The sequence below is a fragment of the Oceanobacillus sp. FSL W7-1293 genome (assembly GCF_037969815.1).
Taxonomy (GTDB): domain Bacteria; phylum Bacillota; class Bacilli; order Bacillales; family Amphibacillaceae; genus Oceanobacillus; species Oceanobacillus oncorhynchi.
Window position 1 is genome coordinate 200,488 of the sequence record NZ_CP150212.1, and the last position, 15,426, is coordinate 215,913.

The 15,426-nt window shown below is 39.2% G+C and carries 16 protein-coding genes; 11 read left to right on the top strand and 5 right to left on the bottom strand.

Going from position 1 to position 15,426, the window contains the following annotated elements:
* Positions 1 to 22: 22 nt before the first annotated feature.
* The 3 genes from MKY65_RS01080 (at position 23) to MKY65_RS01090 (ending at position 2,925) form a co-directional block, all read left to right on the top strand.
* On the top strand, positions 23 to 1,444 hold the full coding sequence (locus MKY65_RS01080; protein ID WP_339181505.1) for an aldehyde dehydrogenase family protein: 1,422 nt from the start codon (positions 23 to 25) through the stop codon (positions 1,442 to 1,444).
* Between the two features lie 467 nt (positions 1,445 to 1,911).
* Positions 1,912 to 2,265, top strand: a complete 354-nt coding sequence (locus tag MKY65_RS01085) for a flagellar basal body rod protein (protein WP_339181507.1) — start codon at positions 1,912 to 1,914, stop codon at positions 2,263 to 2,265.
* Between the two features lie 24 nt (positions 2,266 to 2,289).
* The gene (locus MKY65_RS01090; protein ID WP_256705507.1) at positions 2,290 to 2,925 is read left to right on the top strand and encodes a PspA/IM30 family protein; all 636 of its coding nucleotides are present in this window, start codon (positions 2,290 to 2,292) and stop codon (positions 2,923 to 2,925) included.
* Positions 2,926 to 3,045: 120 nt separating this feature from the next.
* On the opposite strand, the gene MKY65_RS01095 is transcribed toward MKY65_RS01090, so the two are convergent.
* Together MKY65_RS01095 and MKY65_RS01100 are read right to left on the bottom strand one after the other, a co-directional pair.
* On the bottom strand, positions 3,046 to 3,312 hold the full coding sequence (locus MKY65_RS01095; protein ID WP_339185069.1) for a hypothetical protein: 267 nt from the start codon (positions 3,310 to 3,312) through the stop codon (positions 3,046 to 3,048).
* Between the two features lie 81 nt (positions 3,313 to 3,393).
* Positions 3,394 to 3,975, bottom strand: coding sequence for a TetR/AcrR family transcriptional regulator (locus MKY65_RS01100; protein ID WP_339181511.1), 582 nt, complete (start codon positions 3,973 to 3,975; stop codon positions 3,394 to 3,396).
* A gap of 235 nt (positions 3,976 to 4,210) precedes the next feature.
* Here MKY65_RS01100 and MKY65_RS01105 point away from each other — a divergent pair, with 235 nt between their 5' ends.
* The 5 genes from MKY65_RS01105 (at position 4,211) to MKY65_RS01125 (ending at position 8,625) form a co-directional block, all read left to right on the top strand.
* The gene (locus MKY65_RS01105) at positions 4,211 to 4,651 is read left to right on the top strand and encodes a carboxymuconolactone decarboxylase family protein (protein WP_339185070.1); all 441 of its coding nucleotides are present in this window, start codon (positions 4,211 to 4,213) and stop codon (positions 4,649 to 4,651) included.
* Between the two features lie 127 nt (positions 4,652 to 4,778).
* A complete protein-coding gene (locus tag MKY65_RS01110) occupies positions 4,779 to 5,585 on the top strand; it encodes a VOC family protein (protein WP_339181514.1) in 807 nt (268 codons plus the stop codon).
* A 550-nt stretch (positions 5,586 to 6,135) separates the two neighbouring features.
* The gene (locus tag MKY65_RS01115) at positions 6,136 to 6,912 is read left to right on the top strand and encodes an ABC transporter permease subunit (RefSeq protein ID WP_339181517.1); all 777 of its coding nucleotides are present in this window, start codon (positions 6,136 to 6,138) and stop codon (positions 6,910 to 6,912) included.
* Between the two features lie 27 nt (positions 6,913 to 6,939).
* A complete protein-coding gene (locus MKY65_RS01120) occupies positions 6,940 to 7,635 on the top strand; it encodes an ABC transporter ATP-binding protein (protein ID WP_339181519.1) in 696 nt (231 codons plus the stop codon).
* On the top strand, positions 7,636 to 8,625 hold the full coding sequence (locus MKY65_RS01125; protein WP_339181521.1) for an aliphatic sulfonate ABC transporter substrate-binding protein: 990 nt from the start codon (positions 7,636 to 7,638) through the stop codon (positions 8,623 to 8,625). It begins immediately after the preceding gene.
* 114 nt (positions 8,626 to 8,739) lie between these two features.
* Here MKY65_RS01125 and MKY65_RS01130 read toward each other — a convergent pair whose 3' ends face one another.
* Positions 8,740 to 10,182: a sodium/proline symporter gene (locus MKY65_RS01130; protein ID WP_339181524.1), complete on the bottom strand. Its 1,443-nt coding sequence runs from the start codon at positions 10,180 to 10,182 to the stop codon at positions 8,740 to 8,742.
* Positions 10,183 to 10,262: 80 nt separating this feature from the next.
* On the bottom strand, positions 10,263 to 11,150 hold the full coding sequence (locus tag MKY65_RS01135) for a LysR family transcriptional regulator (RefSeq protein WP_339181526.1): 888 nt from the start codon (positions 11,148 to 11,150) through the stop codon (positions 10,263 to 10,265).
* Positions 11,151 to 11,293: 143 nt separating this feature from the next.
* Between MKY65_RS01135 and MKY65_RS01140 the strand changes: the two genes are divergently transcribed.
* The 3 genes from MKY65_RS01140 (at position 11,294) to MKY65_RS01150 (ending at position 14,823) form a co-directional block, all read left to right on the top strand.
* Positions 11,294 to 11,992 carry an L-2-amino-thiazoline-4-carboxylic acid hydrolase gene (locus tag MKY65_RS01140; RefSeq protein WP_339181528.1) on the top strand — a complete coding sequence of 233 codons (699 nt, stop codon included), beginning with the start codon at positions 11,294 to 11,296 and terminating at the stop codon, positions 11,990 to 11,992.
* Positions 11,993 to 11,996: 4 nt separating this feature from the next.
* Positions 11,997 to 13,217, top strand: a complete 1,221-nt coding sequence (locus MKY65_RS01145) for a Zn-dependent hydrolase (protein WP_339181530.1) — start codon at positions 11,997 to 11,999, stop codon at positions 13,215 to 13,217.
* Between the two features lie 358 nt (positions 13,218 to 13,575).
* On the top strand, positions 13,576 to 14,823 hold the full coding sequence (locus MKY65_RS01150) for a cytochrome P450 (RefSeq protein ID WP_339181533.1): 1,248 nt from the start codon (positions 13,576 to 13,578) through the stop codon (positions 14,821 to 14,823).
* Between the two features lie 82 nt (positions 14,824 to 14,905).
* On the opposite strand, the gene MKY65_RS01155 is transcribed toward MKY65_RS01150, so the two are convergent.
* On the bottom strand, positions 14,906 to 15,160 hold the full coding sequence (locus MKY65_RS01155; protein ID WP_339181535.1) for a DUF4282 domain-containing protein: 255 nt from the start codon (positions 15,158 to 15,160) through the stop codon (positions 14,906 to 14,908).
* Between the last annotated feature and the right edge of the window lie 266 nt (positions 15,161 to 15,426).

Genomic DNA, 15,426 nt, shown 5'->3' on the forward strand with positions numbered 1-15,426 from the left:
TTGTCGTGAGAGGATAGATGTAATGGAAAAACTATTCATTAATGGAGAATGGGTAACGACCCAAAGTTCTGAATATCTTTATTCCCCGTATACAGAGGAAAAAATTGCAGAAATACCGATTGCTAAAGAAACAGAAGTTAATTTGGCTATTGATGGAGCATTTAAGGCGAAAGATTCTTGGGCAAGGATACCAGCACATGAAAAAGCTAGCATCCTAGAAAAACTATCAAAGCTATATGAGAAAAATCTGGAAAAAGCAGCGGAAATTATCGCTATGGAGTCAGCAAAACCAATTCGATTAGCTGAAATGGAAGTTTCCAGGACCATTCAAACCTTCAAGTTTGCTGCTGAAGAAGCAAAAAGGATACATGGTGAAACAATTCCCTTAGATGCGGCGCCAGGAGGAGAGCGAAGAGTATCATATACAATCCGAGAGCCTTTAGGAGTAATTGGTGCAATCACACCATTTAACTTTCCTCTAAATCTGGTTGCTCATAAGATAGGTCCTGCTCTTGCATCAGGAAATTCCATTGTATTAAAACCAGCAAGACAAACACCGCTATCTTCATTCTATCTTGCAGAACTTCTTGAAGAAGCTGGTCTTCCAAAGGGGGTATTTAATGTAGTCACTGGTCATGGAAGTGTAGTTGGTGATTTATTGGTGACGGACTCGCGAATAAATATGATAACTTTTACAGGAAGTCCGGAAGTAGGTGTAGGAATACGTAATAAAGCAGGATTAAAAAAAGTAACATTAGAGTTGGGATCCAATGCTGCAGTTATTATTGATAAGGATACAGAAGTGAATAAAAAATTAATAGATAGATGCATTACGGGTGCTTTTTCTAATAATGGTCAGGTTTGTATTTCGATACAAAGAATGTACGTACATGAAAATATATATGATAAATTTGCGGAGCAGTTTATAGAAGCAGCAAATAAACTAAAAATTGGAGATCCATTAGATTCAGATACAGATATATCGGCATTGATTTCCAAAAGAGAATTGGAAGACAGACTATCGTGGATTCGTGAAGCGAAGGAATCAGGTGCAGAAATAGCAACTGGTGGAAAAGAGGAAGGAACTGTGTTATGTCCAACAGTCATTTTGGAGGCAGAGAATAGATTAAAGGTATCTTGCCAAGAAGCTTTTGCTCCTATTGTCATTTTAAATAAAGTAAAATCTGCAGCAGAAGCAATCCATTTTGTTAATGAATCCAGGTTTGGACTACAGGCAGGTATTTATACAAAGGATATCGAGACAGCATTAGAAGCTATTGATAAGCTTTATGTAGGAGGAGTACTTATAAATGATATTCCGACCTTTCGTGTCGATCACATGCCTTATGGAGGAGTGAAAGAAAGCGGGATTGGCCGGGAAGGTATCAAATATGCAATCGAAGAAATGACGGAAATGAAATTAGTAGTTTGGAATAGAAATTGAGAAAAGGAAATTTGTAAAGTATATCTGAGAATAAAGGCAATAAGGAAACTCCCAACTACCATTTGAATGGAAAGTAGTTTGGAGTTTTTTTATGGGAGGAATAAAAGAATGTGCTGATCAGATAATCAACTATAATTTGTCGAACATAAGTGAGGAGCTCAGACGGAGCTGCTCATTTTTCTTTAGTCTTATTGTTTCCATAACCTTCAATTTAGTTCCCGGTTTAAAATAGCATTTTTAGCTTTTACAAAACGTTATAAGCTTGTTCAAAGCATTTATCTGTCCATTTTATATCTGCGACATGCAAGTATTTACGTCTAGATGAAGCTTTAATTTGCCGCCCCTTCCACAATGGATTAGATGCAAATAGACCTTAAGGCGTAGACAAAGATATTTCTTAGGCTCATTACGAAAAAATGCTAGAACCGATAAGATAAAGATACGATAACGAAAGGGGAAAAAACAAAATGAAAAAATTCATGTTGTTTATCGGAGGACTCATTGCAGTACTTGTCCTTCTCGCAAATTTAGGTCCAATGGTATTGCTGGTGTTAAGTGTAGGCTTACTTTATGTATGCTTTAAAAAATTTATTAAAACAGATTCAGTTGCCGCAAAAATAGGATGGGTGATTTTAGGGTTAATCGTATTAAGCATCACATTCTCTAACATTTATGCTGTTTTAGGCATTGCAGCGGCTTATGCACTTTACCTTATCTATAAAAACTGGAACACACCGGAAGGCTCTGTTGTCCACGAAATAAAGGAAGATGATGATCCATTTACGAATTTTGAAAAACAGTGGGCAGAGTTAAATAAATAAAAAAATTTAAAGGAGAGATTGACTATGTCAACAAATATTTTTACACGAATGAAGGATTCTATTTCAGCAGATTTACACACGATGATGGACAAAAAGGAACAAAAAAATCCGATTGCAGCACTAAACCATTATTTACGCCAAAGTGAGCAGGAAAAAGAAAAAGTAAGAAAGCTGATTGACCGTCAGTATAAATTGAAAGAAGAGTTTGCACGTGAGTATATAAAAGCACAAGAACTTGCAGATAAGCGCTTAAAACAAGCACAAATTGCCGATCGTGCGCAAGAAGAGGAAATGCATGAATTTGCTTTAAAAGAACATGAAGAATATCAAAATCGTGCTGATCGCATGAAAGCGTCCAGAGAAGAGGCAATCACGCAGCTGGAAAATCTGGAGCAGAAATACGAAGAAATGAAGCATCGTCTGAAGGATATGCACCTGCGCCGTATGGAATTGATGGGCCGCGAAAATATAGCCAAAGCGAATCACCAAATTAATCGGGTCGTGGATGAATCATCAGAAAAACCTTTCTCCAAGTTTGGAGAGATGGAGCAATATATCGAAAACCTGGAGTACAAAGTAAACAATGCTTACTATAAAAGTACTTTTGACAGTAAAATTGCTGCCATTGAAAAGAAATTAGATGAAAAGGAAGTAAACTAGAGCTTGAAGGTAAAAGCGAAAAAAGTGTTCTTTACTGCTTCAACAAAACTCCTCTACATTACAAATTTGTAATGAGAGGAGTTTCTATTTAAAAAAACCAACATGTTTGCAGTATAAAAATCATTTAATAAAATGAGTATGACGTGCTTTCCAATCTTCCAGTTTAATAAACACCCAGAATCCATAGATACCTAATGTGATAATCGTTAAAACCCACCATTTGATCCAGTTGCCAAAAAGACCGACAGCTGAACCTGAAAAATGCATTCGTTTGCCGTCAACAAATGTATGATTTATTCTCCACCCATAAATCATTGTAATTGACCAAGGATAACAAATTCCTAGTGTGAAGACAGTCATTAATGTCCCAAGAATAACCCAGCCAATAAATTGAAGTAATCCACCATCAAAGAAGCCGGTTCTTCCTTATACTGTAGTAAAAAAGTGAGCCCTGCTAAAAAGTTCAGCTCACTTTTCTTTTGTTTTCATATCCTGCCTAACATAGTTAAACCGCGTTATTTCCTCAAAAGCTTTTATCAAATCGTCATACGTATGTTGAAAATCACTATCTGCCCATTTCATCAGGATATTCCACATTCCGCCTGCGTTGAAAGCTAAAGCAAATTCAATATTTTCTTCACTGATGGCATAGGCAAATTTGTTTTCAGTGAGTCCATGGATAGAAGGCAGGTGTTTATTAAAAGTCTTTAATAGTAAACTATCTAAATCATTTTTTCGAATGATACGAATAAAGTCTATATTTTCCATCCAAAAAATGATGAAAATGCTTGCCACTTTCCCCATGTCCATATTTTCTCCTGCATCCAGCCTTCGCAGGTATTCTTGTGCCAGCTGATGGAGGTATCGTTCCAGAACAGCATTTTTCGAATCAAAATGCCGGTAGAAGGTACTTCGGTCTAAAACGGCTTGTTCAGCAATCTCTTTAATGGTGATTTTATGGAAGGATTTTTCTTCCAAAAGAGATAAAAGTGCGTCTGTAAGCCATTCTTGAGACCTGATGGCAGAAGGATTATTGCTTGTATCAGACATCTTGTTCCACCCCTCTTTGTACATCCTACATATAATGGGGGGTTGTAGGACTTACTTAAATTGTATTGATTCTTTATTACTGCTAGTATACGATACCCTTAACAATGCAACAAATGTTGCACTTATTTGATGGGAAATAAGAAGGTACGTGGATTTTAAAACATTTACAAAAAGGAGAATGGATATGGCGAAACTGGTCAACAAAGGGATTGTGAAAGCGGCAGGAATGATGAAAATGGATAATCGAATAAACTATTTTAAAGTTGCTCCAGGTGCAATGGCACCCATTATGGAATCTGAAAAATATGTCAGGAAGACTTCGATTGACAGGAAGCTGAAAGAGCTTATTAAGATTAGAGTTTCACAGATTAATGGGTGCTCCTATTGTTTAAGCATGCATACCAAGACGGCTAAAAAGTTAAACGTATCTGACAAACAGATAGATGCACTGAAGCATTGGAAAACGGAAGAAATATTTACGGAGATGGATCGGGCTGCATTTGAACTGGCAGAGAATATGACGCTAGTTTCAGAAAATGGAGTCAGTGATGCGTTGTATGAGAAGGTAAGGGAATATTTTGATGAAAAGGAATATGTGGAGCTTGTAATGGTCATTATTCAAATCAATACGTGGAATAGATTGTCTATTGCGATGGGGAATCACGCTGAAAGTTAGAGGGTAGAATACAGTAAATCATGCAGGTGGTATTTTAAATAACGAAGAACTACAATTTTTTTCTGAATAATATTTTAATTCATTAGTTATTTCCTATAAAATGAAATGTAAAAAGGAGAGAATACAAATGCCTTTTCAGTTTGACCACCTTGTTCATTTTGTTGACAGTCCAGAAGAAGCAAAAGAGGAGTTAAAGAAGCTTGGTCTCCACGCTGTAGATGGAGGAAAGCATGATAATGGCGGCACTTATAATGCGCTTAGTTATTTTGGTTTAAGTTATATCGAACTGATTGGCGTGTTTGATCAGCAGTTAGCTGATCAGCCAGCCGAAAAATATAGCCTGAGAGATACCTTTCAAAAAGATGGTTATGCTTCAGGTTTATCCAGAATTGCATTAAGGTCCCGTAATCTGGAGGAGGAAGCAAAGCGTTTTAAATCACTTGGACTGGAGGTTATTGGTCCAGTTCCTTTAGGGAGAAAAAGAGCCGATGGCAGCACGATAAATTGGAAGCTGTTATTTGCAGGGAAGCCGGAAGAAAAGCTAGTCTTGCCATTCTTTATTGAATGGGAAGAAGCAGATGAAGAACGCAGAAAAAGCCTGGAAGAGCAAGGAACGATTGCCGCTCATCAAAAAGGAAACCTTTCCTTAGAATCTGTCGGCTTTGCTGTGAAAGATGCAAAAGCTGTTATCGAAAAGTGGGAGACTTATTTGGGATTGGAGCAGGGAGAAGCGTTCTTTGATAAAGGTCTAGATGCGACAGGACACCGTTTAAAGCTGCCAGGCGGAGACATTCTATTTTATGAGCCTGAAGGTGAAGGGATAGTTTCTGATACGCTGAAAAAAAGAGGTGAGAAACCTTTTATCGTTACTATTTCAGGAGGAAATCGGCAGGAGCAATTTAAAGTAAAGGATGCCATTTACCGGTTTGTTTAACGCATTAAACAGCTGATTAAACCTGCTGTATAAGTGATTTTTCTGCTATTCAAATTAACGAATCACCTTACCCCTGGCCAGGGGGTATTTTTTTATGGAGCAAATATGCTATGAGGCCGATTTTATGTGCTTATTTTTACAAGAAAGCTTGTACTTTCACTAAAAAAATGATAGAAAATTAGCCAGTTATTCTTCTTCAAAATGGATAAAATACCTTATCCTTTGTTCATTGAATAAAACCTGTTATATAAATTTAACATGTGAAACTAATTAGAATATGGTACAGTTATATAAATTGTAGCGATACAAATATTGAATGTTTACAATTCCTAGAGGAAAGGTTATAATTGAAGCATTATTCAATAGAGTAAAGATATTTAAAGCTTTAGGAATATACATATATTATCATGAAGCAAGTGTATTCTGTTCGATTCTTGCCAGATTCAATCAATCTGTTTACATATTTTTGTTGATTGAATTGAAACAGAGTGCAGGGAGTAAGATACAAAATCTTGTCGAAAAATTCATACATACGAAAGGGGCAGAATGAGTGAAAAAGAATAAGTGGTATAATAACCAGCTATTTCCGTGGTTATTACCGATTGTTGTGGTACTTTTATGGCAGGTGCTTGGCGACCGCGATTTGATTAAGTCTACTATGCTGCCGACTCCGCTCGAAGTTGTCGAAGCCGGGAAAAACTTATTTCAAACGGGGGAGCTGCAGAAGCATGTATATATAAGTACAGAGCGTGCTGTCATCGGATTCCTCATAGGCGGAACGATTGGTTTTCTGCTTGGGCTGTTTAATGGAACCGTTCTATTTTTAGAAAAATTAATCGATACATCGATTCAAATGATACGGACGATTCCGCATTTAGCGCTTATCCCGCTCGTTATTTTATGGTTTGGAATTGGAGAGAGCGCCAAAATATTTCTTGTTGCGGTCGGCGTGATGTTTCCGATTTATATCAATACGTTTAATGGTATCAAGAATGTGGATTATAAATTAATCGAGATGGGGAAAGTGTACGGCATGTCGAAGTGGCAGATGTTCACGAATATTATTTTACCTGGAGCCATGCCGAATATTTTGGTCGGAATTCGTTATGCGCTTGGAGTGACATGGATTTCGCTAATTGTTGCGGAGACAATAGGTGCTGATGCAGGGATTGGCTATTTGGCAACAACAGCTCGCGAGTTTATGCAAATGGATATTGTGGTGTTAACGATTGTACTTTATGCAATTTTAGGAAAGCTGTCTGACTTCATTGCTAAAGTATGTGAACAGCGCTTGTTGAAATGGGACCCGGCATACCGGAAGAATTAACTGCTAAAGTCAGTCAGGAGGGGTTACATGTTTGGTATCGAGTTAAAGAACGTAGGGAAACGTTTTGGGGCAAATGAGGTTCTACGAAATATTGATTTATCCATACCGAAAGGCAGCTTTACAGCAATTGTAGGAAAAAGCGGCTGTGGGAAAAGTACACTGTTAAGAGTGATTGCTGGACTGGAAGAGGTGACGGGCGGCTCTTTAGCTTATACCGGTGCAGAAGCAAAAAAATCGAATATACGCATTATGTTCCAGGATGATCGCCTGCTTCCATGGAAAAATATTTTAAAGAATATCGCTATTGGCGGAGTAAATAAGGCAGACGCGGAAGCAGCATTAGAAAAGGTAGGACTGCGTGGTAAAAAAGGGGATTGGCCAGATGAATTGTCTGGCGGGCAAAAACAGCGTGTGGCACTAGCGAGAGCTCTGGCAAGCAGCCCGGATGTCTTATTGTTCGATGAGCCGCTGGGAGCGCTGGATGCCTTAACCCGGATGGATATGCAGCATTTAATGGAAGGACTTTGGCAAGAGCAAAATTTTACTTCTGTTTTAGTAACGCATGACGTATCTGAAGCGGTTCATTTAGCAGATCGTGTTATTGTACTGGATGAAGGCGGCGTGAAATTGGATCAGGAGATTGATTTAGAGCGGCCGCGGGAGCGAAATGAAAAGTTTACAAGTTATGAAAAGAAAATACTAGACCAAATCGTAGGAGGATAAATGATGAGGAAATTACTCTTTGCACTGATTACTTTTAGTTTCATAGCTGTACTGGCAGCTTGCGGCGCTGATTCAGATGCGTCTGAAGATGGCGAGACGATCCGTCTAGGCTATCAAAAAGGGAATACTATGAATCTATTAAAAGCCCATGGTACGTTAGATGAAGCATTAAATGAAGCCGGCTATAATGTAGAATGGAAAGAATTTGCAATGGGTGCTCCATTGATTGAAGCGTTGAATACGAATAATATCGACTTTGGCCATTCCTCGGATGTACATAGTGTGCTGATGCAATCTGGAGGGCATAACGTTAATTATGTAGCTTCGGAGTCCCCTTATCCAAAAGGCGTTGCGTTACTGGCAAGAGAAGGTTCAGGCATTGAAACCTTAGAAGATTTAAAAGGGAAAGTAGTCGGTGTGACCAATGGCGGGAATCAGCACTATCTTCTATTAGAATCATTAAAGCAGGCTGGTATCGATTGGGATGAAGTAGATATGAAGTTTTATAAGGACGCCTCCGAAGGCTTGATGGCTTTTTCCAACGATGAATTTGACGTGTTTGGAACATGGGACCCCTTTTATGCGATTGTACAGGACCAGAATGAAACACATACGATTCTTGATGGAACAGACCTCATTGAAAATCGTACGTTCTATTTAGCAAGAGATGATTTTGCTGATGAACAGCCAGAAGCGCTCACCATTATTTTAGAGGAATTGGAAAATATGGATCAGTGGGCAAATGAAGAGAAAAGAGAGGCTGCTGAAATACTGGCAGACGAGTTAGGATTAGATCCGGAACCGCTGGAGGCTGCAAATGAGCGACGGCAGTTTGGCGTGCAAAGAATGACAGAAGAAGTGATTGCAAACCAGCAGCAATTAGCTGATACCTTCTATGAAGCAGAACTGATAGATACGGAAATCAGCGTGCAAGAAGCGGTAGATGCGTATGATTTAGATGAATCGGTTTTTCCGGATAATATTGAATAAAATAAACAATTGCCTGTTCCCGAATAACGGCACATGCGGGTAAACAGTAACATAAGGACAAAAAAGAACTCATTCCATCTGGAGAATGAGCTCTTTTTATATCTATTTCTTATTTTAAGCTGCAGCTTTTGGTTCTTTATCCGGATAAAGTAAAGAAAATACAATCCCGACTATCAAACAGATAAAGAAGGTTGCAGCTTTGGCAGATACAATTGCTTCGAGCGGTGAAAGAGACCAGGCGACAGCACTGACTGCGCCGACAATAATGGTTGCAATAACACCGATTCCCGAAACGCGTTTCCAAAAGAAAATGAGCAGCACAACGACGGAAAAAGTGTTTCCAATCCCTGCCCATGCAAAGGAAACGAGACTGTAAATAACAGATTCTGATTTCAGTGAAATAATAATGCCGATAATCCCGCTGATTAATGCCACGAACCTGGATAAATGTACGAGTTTTTTACTGGTAATATTCCACCTGAGCGTTTTATGGATAATATCTTCGCTGATGGAAGTAGTAATGACTAATAACTGCGAAGATGCTGTCGACATAATCGCAGCCAGAATCCCGGCAATGATAATTCCGGAAACCCATGGCGGTAAAATTTCAAAAATCATGTGTGGCAGAATCATTTCTGGATCAGCCAGTGTGCCTTGTGAATATAGAGCAGAGGCAAAAATAGCTGATAGAAAGGCTCCTATATAGACAATCATTGTCCAGATAATAGCCATGTTTCGGCCGGTAACCCGTTCTTTTTCTGTTGTAATTGCCATAAACCGGGAGCTTAGCTGCGGCTGTCCGCCGAGCCAGCCAAAAAACCAAGAGAAGTTGGTAAATAGCATTGCTCCTAAGGCGAGACCATTTAGGCCGCCAGTCCAGCTGTCAGCACCTCCGCCTCTTAAAGAGAGTTCTGCAGAGACGCTCAAACCTTGATTCTTAATCTCTATAAAGGCAACGATAGGTATGATAATAAAAGAAAACAGCATTAAAAAGCTTTGTACAGCATCTGTCCAGACAACGGACATAAAGCCGCCCAAACAGGAATAGGCGATAATAATCATTGCGATAATAATCGTTCCCCAGGTAATGCTGAATCCGGAAATAGAATAAATGGTTTTTCCCATTCCAGAAAACTGGGCTGCTAAATAACAGACAAAGAAAAATACCATGACAATCGATGCTAACCAGCGGATTATATCCGCATGCTTCGGAAATTTAACTGCAATATAATCAGTTAAACTATTCACCTTGTATTTTTGCTGCTCCATCATAAATCGTTTGGACAGGAATAACCAGGAAGCGAGCACTCCAAAGAACATTCCTGATAATACCCAGATACCGGATAAACCGGCGACATAAATAAATCCAATCGCTCCAAGGAACATATAGGCAGATTCCCCGGTAGCACGTTCTGAAAAAGCGAGGACCCAGCCCGGGACTTTGTTGCCTCCCAGAAAATAATCGTTATGTGTTAAATCTTTTTTGCTAAAATAAATTCCTATTGCAAGCATGGCGAGCAAATAGAGAATAATTTCTACGTAAATTACCGTTTGCACAAGCTTTTTCCTCCATCTATAGTTAAAATGAGATAAAACCTATTAGTTTTATCAGATATTATGCTGTTTTTAAAGATTTGTCAATCATTAATTGGAAAATCCTCCGTTAATATTTTACATATTTCTACAAATTTCATTGCTGCCGGTGATGGATACGTGTTTCGTTTATAAGCAATGCCAACGGTGCGTGCATGGTGTTCAGAAAAGTTCTTTTGAACAAGACTTGCAGGCGCATGGTGTAAAATAGATTTGGGAACAATGGAAACACCTAAATTTTCCGTAACCATTGTTAAAATGGCTTGATCGACCGATAATTCATATACGACATTTGGGGTAATGTCATGCTTGGATAAGATACGTAATACATCGCGGTCAATATTTTGTTTTGGCATAATCCAGCGCTCATCCTTTAATTGCTTCAAGACCAGATCTTCTTCTGCAGCAAGCGGGTGATCTTTTGCCATAATGCACAGAAGCTCATCCTCAAAGATAAAATCAAATACTAGATTTTCAGATACTGGCTCCGCAAGAAATCCAATATCCACCACACCATGCTGCAGCCAATTTTCAATTTGATCATAATCTCCTTCCATCAGCTGAATAGTGACGTCCGGATGATGCTCCTCGAAGTAGGATAAAACCTTTGGCAGCAATACAAGCGAGATACTGGGAAGGACACCGACGGTAATCGTTCCGCCAATCAATTTTTTTAAATTGGCGACGGTATTTTCAAGCTTTTGCTGCTCTTGCAGAATTTTCGAAACGTGTTCATAGACCATTTTTCCATTGCTTGTTAAAATAATATTATTCCTATTCCGAATGATTAAGGAAAGGTCCAGCTCCTTTTCTAAATTATTCATTGCATGCGTGATGGATGATTGTGTCAGATTGAGCTTCTGGCCGGTTTCCGTAAAGTTGCCGGTTTCAATTAACGTGTGAAGAGCGATGTATTGCGCTAATGTAGGCATATTACAAACTCCTTTTTTAAATATATTTTTATGAATTTATTTCATAGTACTATATTAAAATATTCATTCGATTTATAGTTGATTTTATTTTATAATAGATTTAAACCCAAGTAAAATAATAAGAATTTAAGGAGATAGATAAGATGAGTGAAGAAAAGCTGATGATGAAAGCTTTGTCCATGGATATTATTACAGCGAAAATGTTTACGGAACTTCATCTTTCGATTACAGAAGCATATGGTGAAAAAGAAGGGCGAAAGCTTGTACAGCAAGGTTTGGAAGCATTCGGATTAAAAGATGCCGAAACCATGGCACAAAAAGCAACAGCAGAAGGACAAAATCATGCCTTTTATGAATATTTACCTCAAGTTGTGGAGGAAGAAGAAAAATATGCAGAATTAACAACCTTTGCACGTTTTTCCAAAATGTTTGCCCAAATTTCAAAACAGGTCGTAGACAAATATGAAGAAGAGGGTGAGGATGTCATTCGGCGTGCTGTAGAAAGGTACGGAAGAAAGCGCGGAGAAGGGATTGCCCAGCGTGCGCGTGCCAATGGATTAGAAAATAATTCGGATAATTACTTGAAAAACTATGATATGGCCCGGAGTGAACTATTTGAAGTAGATACCGTGCATAAAGAAAATGAAGTAGAACAAACCTTTACGTATTGTCCGTTCGGTCAGCAATGGGCAGATGATGATATGGGCAAATACGGCATTCTTTACTGCCAGGTAATCGATCCTTCTGTGGCGAAAGGATATAATAAAAATTTTGAAGTTGTGCATGACCAATATGTACTACGTGAAGGCCAATGTCACTTCCAATTTCAGATGAAGGAGTAAGACCATGATAAATGCCAATAGATTGTTGCAGCGACTGGATGAGTTAAGCCAGATTGGCCGGAACCACGAAACAGGCGGTATAAACCGCTTCTCTTTTACAAAGGAAGAGCAACAGGCAATTGACCTTGTAATAGAATATATGAAAGAAGCAGGCATGCAGGTAAATGTGGATGGAATTGGAAATATTATTGGCTCTTATGGAGATGCAGAAGAAACAATTATGCTGGGCTCGCATATCGATACCGTTCCGGATGGCGGGAAATTCGACGGCGCTTTAGGGGTGCTGACGGCCATTGAAGTCGTGCAAACCCTTCATGAAAACCAGATTCCCCTTCATAAAAAGGTGGAAGTAACTGCATTTAAAGATGAAGAAGGAACGCGATTTGGTTTCGGACTGATTGGAAGCCGCGCGATGGCAGGACTGTTAAAGCCAGAACAATTACAGAAAACCGATGCTGCGAATATCACCATCGAAGAAGCAGCACGGCAATTTGGATTATCCCCCTTTCCTTTAGAAAAATTAAAGCGGGAGGATATCAAAGCATATTTGGAGCTGCATATTGAGCAGGGAAAAGTACTGGAAAAGGAAGATTTGCCGGTAGGTGTAGTCACTGGAATTGCCGCTCCATTGTGGTTAGAGGTAACTGTGAATGGAATCAGTGAGCATGCCGGAGCAACCCCAATGCATATTCGGCACGATGCATTAACCGCAGCCAGTGAGATGATTTTGGCAGTGGAACAAAGCTTCCAGACAAAAGGCGATTCTGTCGGCACCGTAGGAAAATTGCAGGTCGAGCCAAACGGTGTCAATGTTATTCCGGGAAAAGTAACCTTTACCATTGATATTCGTGATATTGATGAAAAGACTATCCGTGAATTAGAACAAGAAGTGAAGCAGCAAATTAATGACATAGCAGCGCGACGGCATGTCACCGCAGCGGTAGTAGAACTGCAGCGTGCGAAGCCGGCAAAGGCTGACGGAGCCCTGCAGCAGCAATTTGCAGCTAGTATCGAAAAACAGGGGATCCGTCCTTATACTTTAGTCAGCGGTGCCGGCCATGATGCCATGAATATCGCTGCGGCCGCTCCGGTTGCGATGTTATTTGTCAGGTCGAGGGATGGGATCAGTCATAACCCATTGGAATACAGTTCGGATGAAGACATTGTGATTGCCGCCAATGTGCTTTATGATACGGTTTTAGAGATAAGCGGGAAAAAAGATTAGGACAGAAATATACGCTATATAAATTGAAATTAATAGCTACCGCTACAGAAAAACACTACGCTTTCCGTGGGCTTGAGCTCAGCCTCCTCGAAAAAAAGAAGTTCGCTTTTTTTCTGCGGGGTCTTCCCTCCGCGCATTCCCACAGGAGTCTCCGTGTTTTTCTTCCGCTAGTTACTGTTTTCAATCATTATTTCGTCATTTTTATAAGAAAAATAAAGTGTAATTTCTTGCTTCAATTTATATAGATAACAGGTAGTGATTTTTCACCAATGGGTGGAGAATCACTATTTTTTGTTTAAATAAGAAATAAAAAAGGAACGATATAATAAAGTACATTATTTATGGAGGGTGAAACGAAATGACAGAGACACATATGCCAAAAGACAAAGGTTTGGATCATACGCTGAAGCTCTTGGATGAAGGGTACCGATTTGTAACCAATCGTTCGGATAAGTTTGAATCCCGTGTGTTTGAAACAAGGCTGTTAGGGGAGAAAACCATTTGTATGGTAGGTGAGAAGGAAGCAGAACTTTTTTATGATAATGCTAAATTTTCTCGAAAAGATGCTTCGCCTGGCCGAATTCAGAAAACGCTGTTTGGTGAGGGAGGCGTTCAGGGATTAGACGGAGCGGATCACCATCATCGGAAAGCAATGTTTATGTCTCTGATGACAGAAGAAAGGCTGAACGAGATGTCTGCTATCATTCGGGAGGAATGGGAGCAGGAAATGAAACGTAATTCTAAAGAAGAAATACAAGTTTATCAAACAGCCAAATATGTATTGACGAAATCCGCCTTACGATGGACAGGGGTTCCTTATAAACAAGAAGACATCCCAGAATGGGCAGACCAGCTAAGTGACATGTTTGAAGATGCCGGTGCAGTTGGATGGAGCCATTGGCAGGCCAGACAATCAAGATCAAAAGCGGAAGAACGAATAACGGGCTTGGTGGAGAGAGTCCGCGGAAACACGGCAGAAGAGGTTCGTAAGGATAGTGCCGTATACCATTTTGCAATGCATCGGGACGTGAACGGAGAATTACTGGATGCTTCCGTTGTTGCCGTTGAATTACTGAATCTGTTGCGCCCAATCGTCGCAATTGCTGTTTATATAGACTTTGTTCTGCTGGCTGTACACGATTACCCGGAAGAAGCAGAGAAATTGAAGACAGAAGAAGATTTGCATCGGTTTATTCAGGAGGTAAGAAGATTTTATCCATTTTTCCCAGTTGCTCCTGCACGGGTCAAAGCGGATTTTACCTGGGGAGAATATACCTTTAAAGAAGGGACATTAACATTATTGGATTTATATGGTACAAACCATGACCCGGTTATTTGGGAACAGCCAAATCGGTTTCAGCCGGAAAGGTTTCAAGGGTGGAAGGAGTCTCCGTTTAATTTTATTCCGCAGGGCGGCGGAGAATTTGACATCGGTCACCGCTGTGCCGGCGAATGGATGACAATGGATGTCTTAAAAACGACACTCGACTTTTTCGTAAACCATCTTTCGTTTACATTTATTGAACAGGATTTGGATTATGAGATGAATGAAATTCCGCCTGTTCCAGAGAGCGGGGTAATTATTGAAGGAGTACAATTGAAATAAGATTTCTTGTTTGAAGTTTGAAAGGGAATGGTGTATCGCTTTATGTGATACACCATTCCCTTTCTTTTTTTACTCTGATGAATTATTTATCCCTTATTTGTTTTAAGGTTTCATAGATTTTGAACATAATAATCAATAACTCACAATAAACTCGCACTAAGAGGCTTCCAACAACAATCGTAAGAAGACCTGAGAAAATAAGTAAAAATTCTTCTTCAATAATTCCTGTAAAAATAGTAATAAGGCCAAATATAACGGACGCAGCAAGTCCAATCCAAAATAATACCTTGATGATAATAGGTGTAATCATCTCTTCAAAACTAAAAAATTTGTTCATAAAGTTTCCTCCTTTGTTCTTTTTTAACAGTATACGTTAAAAACATTTGATTTTTCAAACGTTTATAGGTGTTATGCGTATCAAATTTATTGATAAAGCATAGAAGTCGATTCTGATATTTGGTATATAGGTAATTAGTTTTGTTTTGAATTTTAATTCACAGGATTAAAGACCCTTTTATATAAAACATGAAACTTCCTTCCTGTTTTTTGTTAAATCCCTTATTTCTGCAGGTTTTGAGTTTGAAAATAATTAATTTATGCTAA